Source organism: Streptomyces sp. WP-1 (genome assembly GCF_030450125.1).
Classification (GTDB): Bacteria; Actinomycetota; Actinomycetes; order Streptomycetales; family Streptomycetaceae; genus Streptomyces; species Streptomyces incarnatus.
This window is the reverse complement of the sequence record NZ_CP123923.1, coordinates 5787385-5801544: the sequence shown is the minus strand read 5'-3', so window position 1 is coordinate 5801544 and position 14160 is coordinate 5787385. Positions and strand designations below refer to the sequence as shown.

General features: G+C 72.6%; 15 protein-coding genes. 5 read left to right on the top strand and 10 right to left on the bottom strand.

The window, feature by feature from the left end; genetic code table 11:
• Positions 1–123: 123 nt before the first annotated feature.
• Positions 124–633: a bacterioferritin gene (gene bfr / locus QHG49_RS25575; protein WP_145484926.1), complete on the top strand. Its 510-nt coding sequence runs from the start codon at positions 124–126 to the stop codon at positions 631–633.
• Positions 634–640: 7 nt separating this feature from the next.
• Here the strand turns inward: bfr and QHG49_RS25570 are convergent, their stop codons facing one another.
• Both QHG49_RS25570 and QHG49_RS25565 read right to left on the bottom strand, forming a co-directional pair.
• Positions 641–868, bottom strand: coding sequence for a bacterioferritin-associated ferredoxin (locus tag QHG49_RS25570; RefSeq protein ID WP_145484927.1), 228 nt, complete (start codon positions 866–868; stop codon positions 641–643).
• A 155-nt stretch (positions 869–1023) separates the two neighbouring features.
• On the bottom strand, positions 1024–2379 hold the full coding sequence (locus tag QHG49_RS25565) for a class II 3-deoxy-7-phosphoheptulonate synthase (protein WP_145484928.1): 1356 nt from the start codon (positions 2377–2379) through the stop codon (positions 1024–1026).
• A gap of 251 nt (positions 2380–2630) precedes the next feature.
• Between QHG49_RS25565 and QHG49_RS34175 the strand changes: the two genes are divergently transcribed.
• Together QHG49_RS34175 and QHG49_RS25560 are read left to right on the top strand one after the other, a co-directional pair.
• Entirely contained in the window at positions 2631–2687 is a 57-nt protein-coding gene (locus QHG49_RS34175; protein ID WP_145485173.1) for a trp operon leader peptide, read from the top strand.
• Positions 2688–2781: 94 nt separating this feature from the next.
• A complete protein-coding gene (locus QHG49_RS25560) occupies positions 2782–4641 on the top strand; it encodes an anthranilate synthase family protein (protein ID WP_301491511.1) in 1860 nt (619 codons plus the stop codon).
• A 56-nt stretch (positions 4642–4697) separates the two neighbouring features.
• Here QHG49_RS25560 and QHG49_RS25555 read toward each other — a convergent pair whose 3' ends face one another.
• From QHG49_RS25555 to QHG49_RS25540, 4 genes are all read right to left on the bottom strand, one after another.
• Positions 4698–5726 (bottom strand): 6-phosphofructokinase, encoded by a 1029-nt coding sequence (locus tag QHG49_RS25555; RefSeq protein ID WP_145484930.1) that lies wholly within the window; start codon positions 5724–5726, stop codon positions 4698–4700.
• Positions 5727–5905: 179 nt separating this feature from the next.
• A complete protein-coding gene (locus QHG49_RS25550; protein ID WP_145484931.1) occupies positions 5906–6583 on the bottom strand; it encodes a response regulator transcription factor in 678 nt (225 codons plus the stop codon).
• Complete coding sequence (gene macS, locus QHG49_RS25545) at positions 6580–7815, bottom strand: MacS family sensor histidine kinase (RefSeq protein ID WP_159700676.1); 1236 nt, start codon at positions 7813–7815, stop codon at positions 6580–6582. The genes QHG49_RS25550 and macS overlap by 4 nt, the downstream gene beginning before the upstream one ends.
• A 55-nt stretch (positions 7816–7870) precedes the next feature.
• Positions 7871–8644, bottom strand: a complete 774-nt coding sequence (locus QHG49_RS25540; RefSeq protein ID WP_301492920.1) for a 1-acyl-sn-glycerol-3-phosphate acyltransferase — start codon at positions 8642–8644, stop codon at positions 7871–7873.
• A 175-nt stretch (positions 8645–8819) separates the two neighbouring features.
• Between QHG49_RS25540 and QHG49_RS25535 the strand changes: the two genes are divergently transcribed.
• Together QHG49_RS25535 and QHG49_RS25530 are read left to right on the top strand one after the other, a co-directional pair.
• Positions 8820–9599 (top strand): carboxylesterase, encoded by a 780-nt coding sequence (locus QHG49_RS25535; protein WP_301491510.1) that lies wholly within the window; start codon positions 8820–8822, stop codon positions 9597–9599.
• Positions 9592–10239, top strand: a complete 648-nt coding sequence (locus tag QHG49_RS25530; protein ID WP_301491509.1) for a hypothetical protein — start codon at positions 9592–9594, stop codon at positions 10237–10239. Before QHG49_RS25535 ends, QHG49_RS25530 begins: the two co-directional genes overlap by 8 nt.
• Positions 10240–10424: 185 nt before the next feature.
• Here QHG49_RS25530 and QHG49_RS25525 read toward each other — a convergent pair whose 3' ends face one another.
• The 4 genes from QHG49_RS25525 to QHG49_RS25510 form a co-directional block, all read right to left on the bottom strand.
• Positions 10425–11201 carry an endonuclease/exonuclease/phosphatase family protein gene (locus tag QHG49_RS25525; protein ID WP_301491508.1) on the bottom strand — a complete coding sequence of 259 codons (777 nt, stop codon included), beginning with the start codon at positions 11199–11201 and terminating at the stop codon, positions 10425–10427.
• Positions 11202–11335: 134 nt separating this feature from the next.
• On the bottom strand, positions 11336–12289 hold the full coding sequence (locus QHG49_RS25520) for an ROK family glucokinase (RefSeq protein ID WP_037653011.1): 954 nt from the start codon (positions 12287–12289) through the stop codon (positions 11336–11338).
• A 66-nt stretch (positions 12290–12355) separates the two neighbouring features.
• A complete protein-coding gene (locus tag QHG49_RS25515; protein WP_301491507.1) occupies positions 12356–12856 on the bottom strand; it encodes a DUF5304 domain-containing protein in 501 nt (166 codons plus the stop codon).
• Positions 12857–12919: 63 nt separating this feature from the next.
• Positions 12920–14101, bottom strand: a complete 1182-nt coding sequence (locus QHG49_RS25510; protein WP_145484937.1) for an ArsA family ATPase — start codon at positions 14099–14101, stop codon at positions 12920–12922.
• Positions 14102–14160 lie beyond the last annotated feature (59 nt).

Sequence of the window (14160 nt, the reverse complement as noted above, 5' to 3'; positions counted from 1 at the left end):
CAAACCTCGGCAGACTTACTAAGTACGCACTTACTGGACGATCTTCGCGTCCGGTGCAATCATGCGGCCCACACCTCCCCCGATATCCGTGCGGGAGACATCCGTGTGGAAGGAGCCGCTGCGATGCAGGGCGACCCCGACGTCATCGAACTGCTCAACGAGCAGCTGACCGCCGAGCTGACGGCGATCAACCAGTACTTCCTGCACTCCAAGATCCAGGACCACCGGGGGTGGTCCAAGCTGGCGGAGTACACCCGGCGCGAGTCGTTCGACGAGATGCGGCACGCGGAGATCCTGACCGACCGCATCCTGCTGCTCGACGGGCTGCCGAACTACCAGCGGCTCTCCCACATCGAGGTGGGGCAGACGGTGACGGAGATGTTCCGGGCCGACCGGCAGATCGAGGTCGAGGCGATCGACCGGCTGCGCCGGGGCGTGCAGATCATGCGCGACAAGGACGACATCACGTCCGCGAACATCTTCGAGGCGATCCTGGCCGACGAGGAGCACCACATCGACTACCTGGACACCCAGCTGGAGCTGGTCGACAAGCTGGGCGAGGCGCTGTACATCTCGACGGTGATCGAGCAGAACCAGCCGGACCCCTCGGGGCCGGGCACCGGCAGCTTCTAGCGGTGGCCTAGGCGGCGTCGTCCATGCGGTCGAGCGTCGCCGGGGCGCGCTGTTCGATCAGCTCGCGGCGGGGGCAGGCGCCCCGGCCGAGCAGCGCCTGGATGCGTCGTACGCAGCGGCCGCAGTCCGTTCCGGCCTTGCACGCGGAGGCGATCTGTCGCGGGGTGGCGGCGCCGTCCTCCGCGTGCTGCTGGACCTGGGCCTCGGTGATGCCGAAGCAGCTGCACACGTACACGCGGACTCACCTCCCGACGGGATCGCCGTAACTCTGCCGTCCCGTTTCCCGGTGAGGCAAACCTAACCTTACCCGCCGCTTCGCGACCGCAAAAGGGCGAGGGGCGCGGATCGCATGTGATCCGCGCCCCAGCGCACCGCCGGTGAGGGGTTCGCCTACTGGTCCCGGTACATCTCCGCGACCAGGAAGGCCAGGTCGAGGGACTGGCTGCGGTTGAGCCGCGGGTCGCAGGCCGTCTCGTAGCGCTGGTGCAGGTCGTCCACGAAGATCTCGTCGCCGCCGCCCACGCACTCGGTGACGTCGTCGCCGGTCAGCTCCACATGGATGCCGCCCGGGTGGGTGCCGAGGCCCTTGTGGACCTCGAAGAAGCCCTTGACCTCGTCCAGCACGTCGTCGAAGCGGCGGGTCTTGTGCCCGGAGGCCGCCTCGAAGGTGTTGCCGTGCATCGGGTCGGTCACCCAGGCCACCGTGGCGCCGGACGCCGTGACCTTCTCGACCAGCTCGGGCAGGTGGTCGCGGATCTTGTCGGCGCCCATGCGGACGATGAAGGTCAGCCGGCCCGGCTCCCGGTCGGGGTCGAGGCGGTCGATGTACTTCAGCGCCTCCTCGGCCGTGGTGGTCGGGCCGAGCTTGATGCCGATCGGGTTGTTGATCTTCGAGGCGAACTCGATGTGCGCGTGGTCCAGCTGGCGGGTGCGCTCACCGATCCACACCATGTGCCCGGAGACGTCGTACAGCTTGCCGGTGCGGGAGTCGACCCGGGTCAGGGCGGACTCGTAGTCCAGCAGCAGCGCCTCGTGCGAGGAGAAGAACTCGACGGTCTTGAACTCCTCCGGGTCGGTGCCGCAGGCCCGCATGAAGTTCAGCGCGTTGTCGATCTCCCGGGCCAGCTGCTCGTAGCGCTGGCCGGAGGGGGAGGTCTTCACGAAGTCCTGGTTCCAGGCGTGCACCTGGCGCAGGTCGGCGTATCCGCCGGTGGTGAAGGCGCGCACCAGGTTCAGCGTGGACGCGGAGGCGTTGTACATCCGCTTGAGCCGCTCGGGGTCCGGGATGCGGGCGGCCTCGGTGAAGTCGAAGCCGTTGACGGAGTCGCCCCGGTACGTCGGCAGCGTCACCCCGTCGCGGGTCTCGGTCGGCTTGGAGCGGGGCTTGGAGTACTGCCCGGCGATGCGGCCGACCTTCACCACGGGCACGGAGGCCGCGTAGGTGAGGACGGCGCCCATCTGGAGCAGCGTCTTCAGCTTCTGCCGGATCTGGTCGGCGGACACCGCGTCGAATGCCTCGGCGCAGTCGCCGCCCTGGAGGAGGAACGCCTCTCCCTTGGCGACGGCCGCCATCCGGGCACGCAGCTGGTCGCACTCGCCCGCGAAAACGAGCGGCGGATACGTCTCCAACTCCGCGACGACTTCGCGCAGCGCCACGGGGTCGGGGTACTCGGGCTGCTGCGCCGCGGGCAGGTCTCGCCACGTCGCATGAGCGGCGGCGGCTTGGGAATCAGCGTTCACGGTCACAGCCCCAGGTTACGGCCTCACGTCCGACCCACCGGCCTCAGCTCACAAAATGAGACGGAGCGGGGCGACCGCCCCACCCGTCGACCCCCGCATGCGCGGGGAGCACATCGCGGATCTCGGTTCGTGACCGCCGCTCGTCGGACCACCCCCGCGTCTGCGGGGGCCGGGTGCCTCAGTACGTCCAGCGAACGCCAGTGTGAGAGATCACGCGGACCCCGGGGACCGGCCGGACATGGGGTACGCTGCGCAGCATGTTCGCGCTTTCCGACCAGAACTGGTGGTGGACCGCTCCTCCGGCGGCCCGCTGATCGCGCGTACCCAGATTTCGCGAAGGCCGCCCGAGGGCGGCCTTCGGTGTTTTCCGGGGTCGTTCCTCTCCTTGACCGAACAGGAGCCCGACCCGTGGATCTCAAGGACCTGCTGTCCGACCCCCGCCCCTTCGCCCTGCTGCGCCGCCGGGTGCCCGGCCGGGCCGAGCACCCGGTGGAGGTGCTGATCGGCCCGGTCGCCGGCCGGGACCGGCTCGCCGAGCTGCCGGACGAGGGGCTCGCCCTGGTGCCGTTCCGGCAGATCCGCGAGCGCGGCTTCGACGTCCGCGACGACGGCACCCCGCTCCTGGTGCTGACGCCCGAGGAGTCGTACGAGATGCCGTACGACGAGGCGCTGCGGCAGCTTCCCGCGCACCGGGTCCGCGTCGAGGGCGGCGGCTTCGACGTCGGTGACGAGGAGTACGCCGGGATCGTCGGCCGGGTCCTCGAACAGGAGATCGGCGGGGGCGAGGGCGCGAACTTCGTGATCCGGCGGACGTTCGAGGGCGAGATCCCCGGGTTCGGCCGGGCGGACGCGCTGGCGCTGTTCCGCAGGCTGCTGGAGGGCGAGCGCGGGGCGTACTGGACGTTCGTGGTGCACACCGGGGAGCGCACCCTGGTCGGCGCGAGCCCCGAGGCGCATGTGCGGATGTCCGGCGGCACGGTCGTGATGAACCCGATCAGCGGGACCTACCGCTATCCCGCCGAGGGCCCGGCCCCGGAGCACCTCCTGGACTTCCTCGCCGACGGCAAGGAGATCGAGGAGCTGTCGATGGTGGTCGACGAGGAGCTGAAGATGATGTGCACCGTCGGCGACATGGGCGGGGTCGTCGTCGGGCCGCGCCTGAAGGAGATGGCGCACCTCGCGCACACCGAGTACGAGCTGCGCGGGAAGTCCTCGCTGGACGCCCGGGACGTGCTGCGGGAGACCATGTTCGCGGCCACGGTCACCGGGTCGCCGGTGCAGAACGCGTGCCGGGTGATCGAGCGGCACGAGGTCGGCGGGCGCGGGTACTACGCCGGTGCGCTGGCCCTGCTCGGCCGGGACGCGGGCGGCGCGCAGACCCTGGACTCCCCCATCCTGATCCGCACCGCCGACATCGGCGCGGACGGCCGGCTGCGGGTGCCGGTCGGGGCCACCCTGGTGCGCGGCTCACAGCCGGCGGGCGAGGTCGCCGAGACCCATGCCAAGGCGGCGGGCGTGCTCGCGGCCCTCGGGGTGCGTCCCGGGCGGCCGCGCGCGGAGCGGGAGCTGCCCCGGCTGGCCGACGATCCCCGGGTGCGGGCCGCGCTGGACGGGCGGCGGGCCTTCCTCGCCCCGTTCTGGCTGCGGATGCAGCAGCCGGCCGCCGAGGTGAGCGGGCACGCCCTGGTGGTCGACGGCGAGGACACCTTCACCGCGATGCTGGCCCATCTGCTGCGCGCCACGGGCCTGGAGGTGACGGTACGGCGCTACGACGAGCCGGGGCTGCGGGCTGCGGTGCTCGCGCACGAGGGCCCGGTGGTGCTCGGCCCCGGCCCCGGGGACCCCTGCGACCTGGCCGATCCGAAGATGCGGTTCCTGCGGGAGCTGGCCCGGACCGTCCTGCGGGAGCACCGGCACGGGGTGCTGGGCGTGTGCCTGGGCCATGAACTGCTCGCGGCGGAGCTGGGGTTGGAGATCGTCCGCAAGGAAGTGCCGTACCAGGGGGCGCAGACGGAGATCGAGCTGTTCGGGCGCCGCGAGACCGTCGGCTTCTACAACAGCTTCACCGCCCGCTGCGACGAGGACGCGGCGCGGGAGCTGGCGGCGCACGGGATCGAGGTGAGCCGGGCGGCGAACGGCGAGGTGCACGCCGTGCGGGGGCCCGGGTTCGCGGGGGTGCAGTTCCACCCGGAGTCGGTGCTGACGCTCGACGGGGCGGCGATCGTCGGGGAGTTGACGGGGCGGCTGCGCGGCGCGGGCGCGTTCTGAAGCCGCCGGGCTGTGGGCCGGGTCGCCGGCCCACAGCCCGGCGGGTCCGTTCGGGCTCAGCCGAAGAACACCCCGGCCTCCTCGTACAGCTTCGGGTCGACCGTCTTCAGCTTGGCGGTCGCCTCGGCGAGCGGCACGCGCACGACGTCGGTGCCGCGCAGGGCGACCATCTTGCCGAAGTCGCCGTCGCGCACGCAGTCCACGGCGTGCAGTCCGAAGCGGGTGGCGAGCCAGCGGTCGAAGGCGCTGGGGGTGCCGCCGCGCTGGATGTGCCCGAGGACGGTGGTGCGCGCCTCGTTGCCGGTGCGCTTCTCGATCTCCTTGGCCAGCCATTCGCCGACCCCGGACAGCCGGACATGCCCGAAGGAGTCCAGCGACTGGTCCTTGAGCACCATCTCGCCGTCCTTGGGCATGGCGCCCTCGGCGACCACCACGATCGGGGCGTACGACGCCTTGAAGCGGGAGGTGATCCAGGCGCACACCTGGTCGAGGTCGAAGCGCTGCTCGGGGATGAGGATGACGTTGGCGCCCCCGGCCAGGCCCGAGTGCAGGGCGATCCAGCCGGCGTGCCGGCCCATCACCTCGCAGACGAGGACCCGCATATGGGACTCGGCGGTGGTGTGCAGCCGGTCGATGGCCTCGGTCGCGATGTTGACGGCGGTGTCGAAGCCGAAGGTGTAGTCGGTGGCGGACAGGTCGTTGTCGATGGTCTTGGGCACGCCGACGCAGGGCACGCCGTACTCGCCGGACAGCTGGGCGGCCACCCCGAGGGTGTCCTCGCCGCCGATCGCGATCAGGGCCTCGACCTCCTGCTTGGCGAGGTTGTCCTTGATCCGGCGGATGCCGCCCTCGATCTTGAGGGGGTTGGTCCTGGAGGAGCCGAGGATGGTGCCGCCGCGGGGCAGGATGCCGCGCACGGCGGGGATGTCGAGGCGGACGGCGCGGCCTTCGAGGGGGCCGCGCCAGCCGTCCCGGAATCCGACGAACTCGTAGTCGTAACTCTGCACGCCCTTGCGCACGATGCCCCGGATGACGGCGTTGAGCCCGGGGCAGTCGCCGCCTCCGGTCAGTACTCCGACCCGCATGGAAATGTCCCTTCACCCGCAGTGCCTGACGATTCGTCACGCTAATGGTGATGCGTGTCACATCGGGAGAGGCGGTACGGGTGAATCGGGGGGATTTCCACGGACGTCGGGGCGCGCCCGCGGGAGCGGGGGCCGGTGTGGCGGGTGGGGTGGGGCCGGTGCGGCGGGGGTGCCGGGTGTCACTCCTCGTCGAGGCCGCGTTCGATGGCGTACCTCACCAGCTCGACGCGGTTGTGGAGTTGGAGCTTGCCGAGGGTGTTCTGGACGTGGTTCTGCACGGTGCGGTGGGAGATGACGAGGCGTTCGGCGATCTGCTTGTAGCTCAGGCCCTTGGCGACCAGCCGCAGCACCTCCGTCTCCCGCTCGGTCAGCCGGGGCGCGCCCGGGGCGTCGGTGTCGGGCGCGGCCGCCGGTTCGGCGGCCAGGCGCCGGTACTCGCCGAGGACCAGTCCGGCGAGGCCCGGGGTGAACACCGCGTCGCCGACGGCCGTACGGCGCACCGCGTCCAGCAGTTCGCCGGTGGAGGCGGACTTCAGCAGATAGCCGGTCGCGCCGGACTTCACCGCCTCCAGGACGTCGGCGTGCTCACCGCTCGCGGACAGCACCAGGACGCGCAACGCCGGGTTGTGCGCGACCAGTTCCTTGCACACCTGGACGCCGGGCTTGGCGGGCAGGTTGAGGTCCAGGACCAGCACATCGGGGGCGGCGGCCTTGGCGCGGCGCACGGCCTGTTCGCCGTCGCCCGCGGTGGCGACCACCTCGAAACCGGACTCGGCCAGGTCCCGGGCGACCGCGTCGCGCCACATGGGGTGATCGTCCACCACCATGACCCTGATCGGGTCCTGCCGCTGTGTCATCGCCGCTCCGCCTTCTTCCCCCGCGCCGCCAGGGCGCCCTTCGGTACCTTCAGTTCGACCTCCGTGCCCTGGCCGGGCACCGAGATCAGCTCGGCGCTGCCGCCGAGGTCGCGCAGTCTGCCCCGGATGGACTGGGCGACGCCGAGCCGCCCCTCGCCCTCGGCCTCGGCGAGCCGTCCCGCGGGGATGCCGGGGCCGTCGTCCCGGACGGTGACGAGGATGTCCGCCGGTTCGTCCTCGACCAGGATCCAGGCCCGCGCCCCTTCTCCGGCGTGCCTGCGCACATTGTCCAGGGCGGCGCCGACGGCCGCGGCCAGCTCCCGGGCGGCCACCGGCGGCAGCGGCACCGGGGCGCCGGGCTCGGCGAGGCTCACCCCGTCGCGGGCGAACGGCGCGAGGAGGGTGCGCAGATCGACCGGGCCGCCGCCGTCCGGACCGTCGCCGTCCGCCGGGTCCGTGGCCGCCGCGACGGGTACGGCGGTGTCCTCGGCGATCCGGGCGAGTGGCAGCAGACCGCCGGCGACCAGGGTGCGCAGGGCCACCTCCTGCTCCCCGGCCAGCCTGCCCAGTTCACCCGCCTCGCCGCCGAGGGCGGTGCCGCGCCGCTTCACCATCGCGAGGACCTGGAGCACGCTGTCGTGGATGTCCCGGGCCAGCCGCTCGCGTTCCCGGGTCGCGGCCTGGATCTCCAGGGCGCGGGCGAGGGTGCGTTCGGAGGCGCGGGCCACTTCCACGACGTAGCCGATGCCGATGGAGGCCACCCAGACGAGGATCAGGCTGTGCAGGGTGTCCCGCGCGAGCTGGCCGCGCTCGACCAGGTTGGCGGCGGCCACCGCCGTGGAGGCGACGGCGGCCCAGCGCCAGCCGCCCTTGATGGCGAAGGCGAGCACCGCGCCGCCGGTCCATATCGTCGGCAGGGTGGGGCCGCCCGCGATCCGCTGATGGCTGTCGGCGAACGCGGTGAGCAGGACGCCGGCGAGGGCGATGGTGAGGTCGGCGGCGAGGAAGCCCCTGGTGCAGCTGGCCGCGCCGCGCACCCTCGGCAGGGTGGCGAGGGTCCAGACGACGAGGACGGCGTCGTAGCCGAGCGCGATCCACGGACGGGTGAACTGGTCGTACGTGGTGACGCACAGGCCGAGCGCGTACACCATGGTCAGCACGCGGTACCCGGCGAGCGCGCGCCACAGCGGCAGCTCCACCGACATCCTCAGCACGCGCTCGCGCCCGGCCATCCCCCGTGCCCCCCGTGAACCCCGTGAACCCCGTGAACCAGTGAACTCCGTGCGGCTACTTGCTCTCCGCTTCCCTGGCCTTCTCCGCCTTCTCCGCTTCCTTCTCCGCTTCCTTCTCCGCCTTGTCGGCTTCCTTGGCCGCCTTCGCCGCCTCCGCGATCTGCCGCTTGGCGGCGGTCGCGTACATGTCGACGTACTCCTGGCCGGAGAGCTTCATGATCTCGTACATGACCTCGTCGGTCAGCGCGCGCAGCACGAAGCGGTCGTGCTCCATGCCCTGGTAGCGGCTGAAGTCGAGGGGCTTGCCGATGCGGATGCCGGGCCGCATCAGCTTCGGCATCACCTGGCCGGGCGGCTGGATCTTCTCGGTGTCGATCATCGCCACCGGGATCACCGGCGCGCCGCTCGCGAGCGCCACCCGGGCGAGGCCACCGGGCTTGCCCCGGTAGAGCCGGCCGTCGGGCGAGCGGGTGCCCTCCGGGTAGATGCCGAACAGCTCGCCGCGCTCCAGCACCTCGATGCCGCTCCTGATCGCGGCCTCACCGGCGCCGCGCGCACCGGAACGGTCCACCGGGAGCTGGCCGACGCCCTTGAAGAAGGCGGCGGTGAGCCGGCCCTTCACGCCGGGCGTGGTGAAGTACTCGGCCTTCGCGATGAAGGTGACCTTGCGGTCCAGCATCGTCGGCAGGAAGAACGAGTCGGAGAAGGACAGGTGGTTGCTGGCCAGGATGGCCGGTCCCTCGTCCGGAATGTTCTCCAGACCCTCCACCCAGGGCCTGAAGGCGAGCTTCAGCGGCCCTCCGATGGCGACCTTCATCGTGCCGTACAACACCCGTGTGCCTCCCGTTTCCGTCGCACAGACCTTAACCCGCTGGACCGTCAAAGCACCCGACGGCCCTGGTCGGTGTCCGTGCGGTCGCGTACCGTGAAGCACATCCGCGTGTTCTCTCATCGCCCCGGCCGGACAGCGGCGGGGCCCTTCCCCAGGAACAGGAGCGTCGAAGGTGCCGGTTCTCCCTGGAGCCGAGCCGTACCGCCACTCCGGCGGCGAGGTGGGCGTCCTCTTCTGTCACGGCTTCACCGGCTCGCCGCAGTCACTGCGTCCCTGGGCGGAGCACCACGCAGCGCACGGACTGACGGTGTCGCTGCCCCTGCTGCCGGGACACGGCACGCGCTGGGAGGACATGCAGCTCACGGGCTGGCAGGACTGGTACGCGGAGGTGGACCGCGAACTGCGGCTGCTGTCCGAGCGCTGTTCCCAGGTGTTCGTCGCGGGCCTGTCCATGGGCGGCGCCCTCGCGCTGCGGCTGGCGGCCCTGCACGGCGAGCGGATCAGCGGCGTGGTCGTCGTCAACCCGGCGAACAAGGTGCACGGCCTGTCCGCGTACGCCCTGCCCGTGGCCCGGCACCTGGTGCGGTCCACCAAGGGCATCGCCAGCGACATCGCCAAGGGCGGCGTGGCGGAGACGGGTTACGACCGGGTGCCGCTGCACGCGGCGCACTCGCTGCGCCGGTTCCTGCGCCGGCTGGACGGCGAGCTGCCCCGGATCGCCCAGCCACTGCTCCTGCTGCGCAGCGCCCAGGACCATGTCGTACCGGCCGTCGACTCGGCCCGGGTGCTGGAGCGGATCTCGTCCGCCGACGTCCGGGAGATCGTGCTGGAACACAGCTACCACGTCGCGACGTTGGATGTGGACGCGGACCGGATCTTCGAGGAGAGCCTCGGTTTCATCAGCCGGCTCGCACCGATTCCGGGCAAGGAAGGGACGGCCGCAGTTGGCTGAGCACGACCCGGGTCCCGAGGGCCGCGAGGACCGGGAAGACCGGGAGGACCGGCAGGACCGGGAGCCGGAGGAGAGCGGGCTGCGTTTCGACGAGGACGCCGCCTGGCGGGCCATCGTGGCCGGGTACGGCGAGGAGCCGCCGGACCCGCCGGGCAGCAAGCCCTTCAAGCCGGTCGAGGACCTGGCGCTGCTGGAGAAGGACGCGCTGCTGGAGCGGTTGGAGAAGGACACCGCGGCGCACGAGGGCGACGACGGCAAGAAGGGCGACGGCAAGAAGAAGGAGGAGCCGCGGCCCGCCCGGCCGCTGGGCAGCTCCATCTCCTTCGCGCCCGGCGTCGGCCCCCGCGACCACCGTGCGCCGGGAGCGTCCGAGGACGACTTCGACGAGGACGACGCGGGCCACTTCGTGCCGCCCGAGCCGCCGCCGCTGGACACCGGCGACACCACGTCGAAGTTCGCCTGGCTCGGCGTGGTCGGCGGCCCCGTTCTGCTGCTGCTCGCGGTCCTGCTGGGCTGGGACATGACCTGGTGGCTGACGACCCTCGGCATCGGCGGCTTCCTCGGCGGCTTCGCGACGCTGGTGGCGCGGATGCGGACGGACGAGGACGACGACGATCCGGGCCGGGGGGCCGTGGTCTAGCCGGGGGGCCGTGGTCTGGCCGGGGGCCGTGGTCTGGCCGGGGGCCGTGGTCTGGCCGGGGGGCCGTGGTCAGGCCGGGGGGCCGTGGTCAGGCCGAGAGGGTCGTGGTCAGGCCGAGAGGGTCGTGGTCAGGCCGAGAGGGTCGTGGTCAGGCCGAGAGGGTCGTGGTCAGGCCGGGACCGGGGCTAACAGGCTTGGCCGGGCCCGGACTCCCCTACGGCGGGCGGGACGCGCAGGGCGGTCAGGACCGGGAGGTGGTCCGTGGCGGCGGCCAGGTCGGCGCGGGTGACGCCCGGCAGGTCCTCCGGGACCCCGCAGCCGAGGACCTCGACGCCCTTGGTGGCGAACACCGCGTCGATACGGCGCGCCGGAGTGGTCCGCGTCCAGGTCTCCTCGCCGCCCCAGGGGGCCACCGCCCGGCAGTCCTGAAGGGCACCGGCCAGCAGGCGGAAGGCGCGGCCGTCGGGCCCCTCGTTGAGATCGCCGCCCACCAGGGCGTGCTCCACGCCGAGTCCGTCGAGACGGTCGAGCAGCAGCCCGCCCTGGGCGTACCGCTCGCCGCCGTCGAGGCTGAGATGACAGCTGATCACCCCGAGCCGGGCGGCGCCGAAGCGGACCACCGCGGTGGCGAGACCGCGCCGGTGCAGGCCGGGGGTGAGCGGCAGCAGGACGTCCTCGGTGCGCTCCACGATGGCGCGCAGCGAGCACAGGATGGCGGGCCCCGCGCTGGTGCCGCCACCGGTGAGGACGACGAGACCGGCGGCCCCGGCGAGCCGCGCGAGCTTCTTGCGCCAGCGGAAGAACCGGGGCGCCTCCTGGAGGAGGACCAGGTCGGGGGCGCAGGCGGTGATCACCCGGGCGAGGGCGTCGGTGTCGTCGCGCAGGGAGCGGATGTTATAGCTCAGCACGCGGACGACGGCTGAACCATCGGGCTCTGTGTGGGAGTTGGGGAGCGGCGCCATGTGGATCAATGTACGCCGCGCTTGTACGAGCGGCCGACCGTGCCGGCCGAAAGGGGCGCGGGGAACTGGGCGGCAGGCCACGATGAACGGGCAGCCGCGCACAGACCTCGCGCCCCGAGCTGTTCGCGTGTCGGTTACATGATCGGGTCGGGCTCGCGGGCCAGGTCCGCCGCGCCGACCATGCCCGCCTTGTTGCCGAGCTGCGCCGCGATCACATCGGCGACGGGACGCCAGTTCCCGCCCACCAGCCACCGCTTGTACGACTTGCGGATCGGGTCGAGGACCAGCTCGCCCTCGTCGGAGAGGCCGCCGCCGACGATGAAGGCGGACGGGTCGAAGAGCGAGGCCAGGTCGGCGAGGCCGGCGCCGGCCCAGCGGGCCAGCTCGCGGTAGGAGTCGACGGCCACCGGGTCGCCCTGCCGGGCGGCCATGGAGATGTGCTTGCCCTCGATGCCGTCCGGGGTGCCGTCGCCGAGCGAGAGCAGCACCTCCGCGTTCTCGGGGGTGGCGTTGGCGCGCTGCTTGGCGTAGCGGACCAGGGCGCGCCCGGAGGCGTACTGCTCCCAGCAGCCCTGCGAGCCGCAGCCGCACAGCAGGCCGTCCGGCACCATGCGGATGTGGCCGAACTCGGCGGCCACGCCGAAGTGGCCGCGGCGCAGCTTGTTGCCGATGATGATGCCGCCGCCGAGGCCGGTGCCGAGGGTGATGCAGATGACGTTGCGGTGGCCCTTGCCGGCGCCGAACTTGTACTCGCCCCAGGCGGCGGCGTTGGCGTCGTTCTCGACCACGACGGGGAGGCCGGTGCGGGCCTCGACCTTCTCCTTGAGCGGCTCGTTGCGCCAGTCGATGTTGGGCGCGAAGTACACGGTGGAGCGCTGCCGGTTGACGTAACCGGCCGCACCGATGCCCACGCCGACGATCTCGTGCCCGGCACGCGCGCCCTCCACCGCGGAGGCGATGGCGTCCACGATGGCCTCGGGCGTGGTGGGGGTCGGCACCTTGAAGGTCGAGAGGATGTTGCCTTCCTCGTCGACCACGCCGGCCGCGATCTTGGTGCCGCCGATGTCGACGCCGATGGTGAGTCCCATGAATCCCTCAGTTCGGTCGAGCCCCGCTACGGCCAACCGTACCCGAGGCCCTTGCGGACGAGGGCTTCAGTCCAGGTCGATGCGCTCTCCGGAGCCGGTCCCCTCACCCCGGTCGCGCCCCTTGTCCCCCGTGCCGCCGTCGCCCTCGCGCCCCTCGTCGGCGGCGTCGTCCGGACCGGCGGTCCAGCGCCGCTCCTGGGACTGGACGGCGGAGCGGTAGGCGGCGAGCAGTTCGCCGCCGGCGGCGGCGAGGTGGTCGAAGACGCCGGGGTTGCGCTCCATGACGGGCTCGACGGCGGCCTTCGCCTGCTGGACGACCTGTCTGACCATCTGCTGGGCGGCGGGTCCGGCGAGGGTGCCGAGCGGGGACTGGAGGCCGGACAGCTTGTCGGCCACCGCGTCCACGAGCTTCTTCAGTTCCTCGGCGGCGGAACCGGGGGGCGGACCGTAGGTGGTGCGGCGGCGGGCCTTCTCGGCCTCCAGGTCCTCGGCGCAGGCCGTGGCCCAGGCGTCGGCGTCGCTCACCCGCGGCTCCTCGTGCGGTTCGGCGGGGCGCTCTTCGCTCATGGCGGACTCCTGACTGCGGTACGCCCTTACCCGTACGACGTTACCCGAACAGCGATGCCGAGTTCACCGTGCGGCGGCGGGCCACAGGCCGGGATCCGGGGCGAAGCGCACCCGCAGCTCGCCCTCGCGCAGACCGGCGCCGGAGACGGTGCAGCGGCGCAGGGCGGAGGGCAGGGGGACGATCCGCCGGAAGGCGCTCGCGGTGATCACGAGTTCGTCGCCGCGCCGGATCAGGTCGAGCTCCTCCCGTATGGCGCCGGGCAGCGGGATGTGCCAGACCAGCACCCCGTCCTCGGCGATCCGGTCGGCGACGGGCCACTCGACGGGGCGGTCCGGGCCGGTGACGGCGGGTACGGCGAGGGCGGCGAGGTCGTCCGGGGTGCCCGGGTCGCGGCCGAGGTGCGGCACGGGGTGCACGCCGTACTCCTCCCCCTCGGCCTCCCACTCCCGGAGCGCCTTGCGCTGCTGGGCGACGAGACCGGCGAGCCAGGTGTCGGGGGTGGTGTCGGGCAGGACCCGGTTGGCGACGAGCGCCTCGGTGCGCAGTCCGCGCAGGGCGAGTCCGAGGCGGGCGGTGCGCAGGGCGTCCACGGCGGCGGGGCCGGGTTCGGCGACCAGGCGTACGGCGGTGTCGCGGTCGGTGAGCACGGCCTCCACGGCGGCCAGCTCCACGTCCCAGCGGCCTGCCGTCTCGTACAGCCAGTCGGCGGGCATGGGGACACCGGCGAGCCGGCCGAGCACGGGGCGCAGGGCGCGGGCGGCCTGGCGCTCGGGGGGCAGCAGACGGCGCAGGTAGCGGCGCAGTTCCTCGGGGAGGGCGAGCAGGGCGAGGGCCCCCGGCAGGGGCGGCAGGTCCACGACGAGAAGGTCGTACTGCTCGCAGAGCGCGGCGTCGCGCAGCGCGCGCAGGAACGTCAGCTCCTCGGCGCCGGGCAGCGGGGTGACCTCCTCGGCGTCCAGGCGGGAGGCGCCGAGCAGATCGAGGACGCCGGCGGCGCGCTGCTGGAACTCGGCGAGGTCCTGGCGGAAGCCGGCGGTGGCGTCGGGGCGCCAGGCGGTGAGCCGGGGCGCGATCTCCACGGGCCGGGCCCCGGTCGGCGTGCCCAGCGCCGCGCCGGGGGTGTCCGCACGCTCCGCGCTCAGCAACAAGGTCCGGCTGCCCTCGCGGGCGGCGCGCAGCGCGGTGGCGGCGGCGACGGTCGTCCGCCCGCTGCCCCCGGGCCCCGTGATCAGGATGGTCCGCATAGGTCCGAACGGTAACGGACGTCCTGGCGCCCGCGAGGTGCCTCCCCCGGCGGGGGCGT

Excerpts from the sequence above, each read along its gene's own strand:
- QHG49_RS25525 (WP_301491508.1), bottom strand. The coding sequence starts at position 11,201 with ATGGCGCCGCTCCCCAACTCCCACACAGAGCCCGATGGTTCAGCCGTC.
- bfr (WP_145484926.1), top strand. The coding sequence starts at position 124 with ATGCAGGGCGACCCCGACGTCATCGAACTGCTCAACGAGCAGCTGACC.
- macS (WP_159700676.1), bottom strand. The coding sequence starts at position 7,815 with ATGGCCGGGCGCGAGCGCGTGCTGAGGATGTCGGTGGAGCTGCCGCTG.
- QHG49_RS25550 (WP_145484931.1), bottom strand. The coding sequence starts at position 6,583 with ATGACACAGCGGCAGGACCCGATCAGGGTCATGGTGGTGGACGATCAC.
- QHG49_RS25520 (WP_037653011.1), bottom strand. The coding sequence starts at position 12,289 with ATGGGACTCACCATCGGCGTCGACATCGGCGGCACCAAGATCGCGGCC.
- QHG49_RS25515 (WP_301491507.1), bottom strand. The coding sequence starts at position 12,856 with ATGAGCGAAGAGCGCCCCGCCGAACCGCACGAGGAGCCGCGGGTGAGC.
- QHG49_RS25510 (WP_145484937.1), bottom strand. The coding sequence starts at position 14,101 with ATGCGGACCATCCTGATCACGGGGCCCGGGGGCAGCGGGCGGACGACC.
- QHG49_RS25555 (WP_145484930.1), bottom strand. The coding sequence starts at position 5,726 with ATGCGGGTCGGAGTACTGACCGGAGGCGGCGACTGCCCCGGGCTCAAC.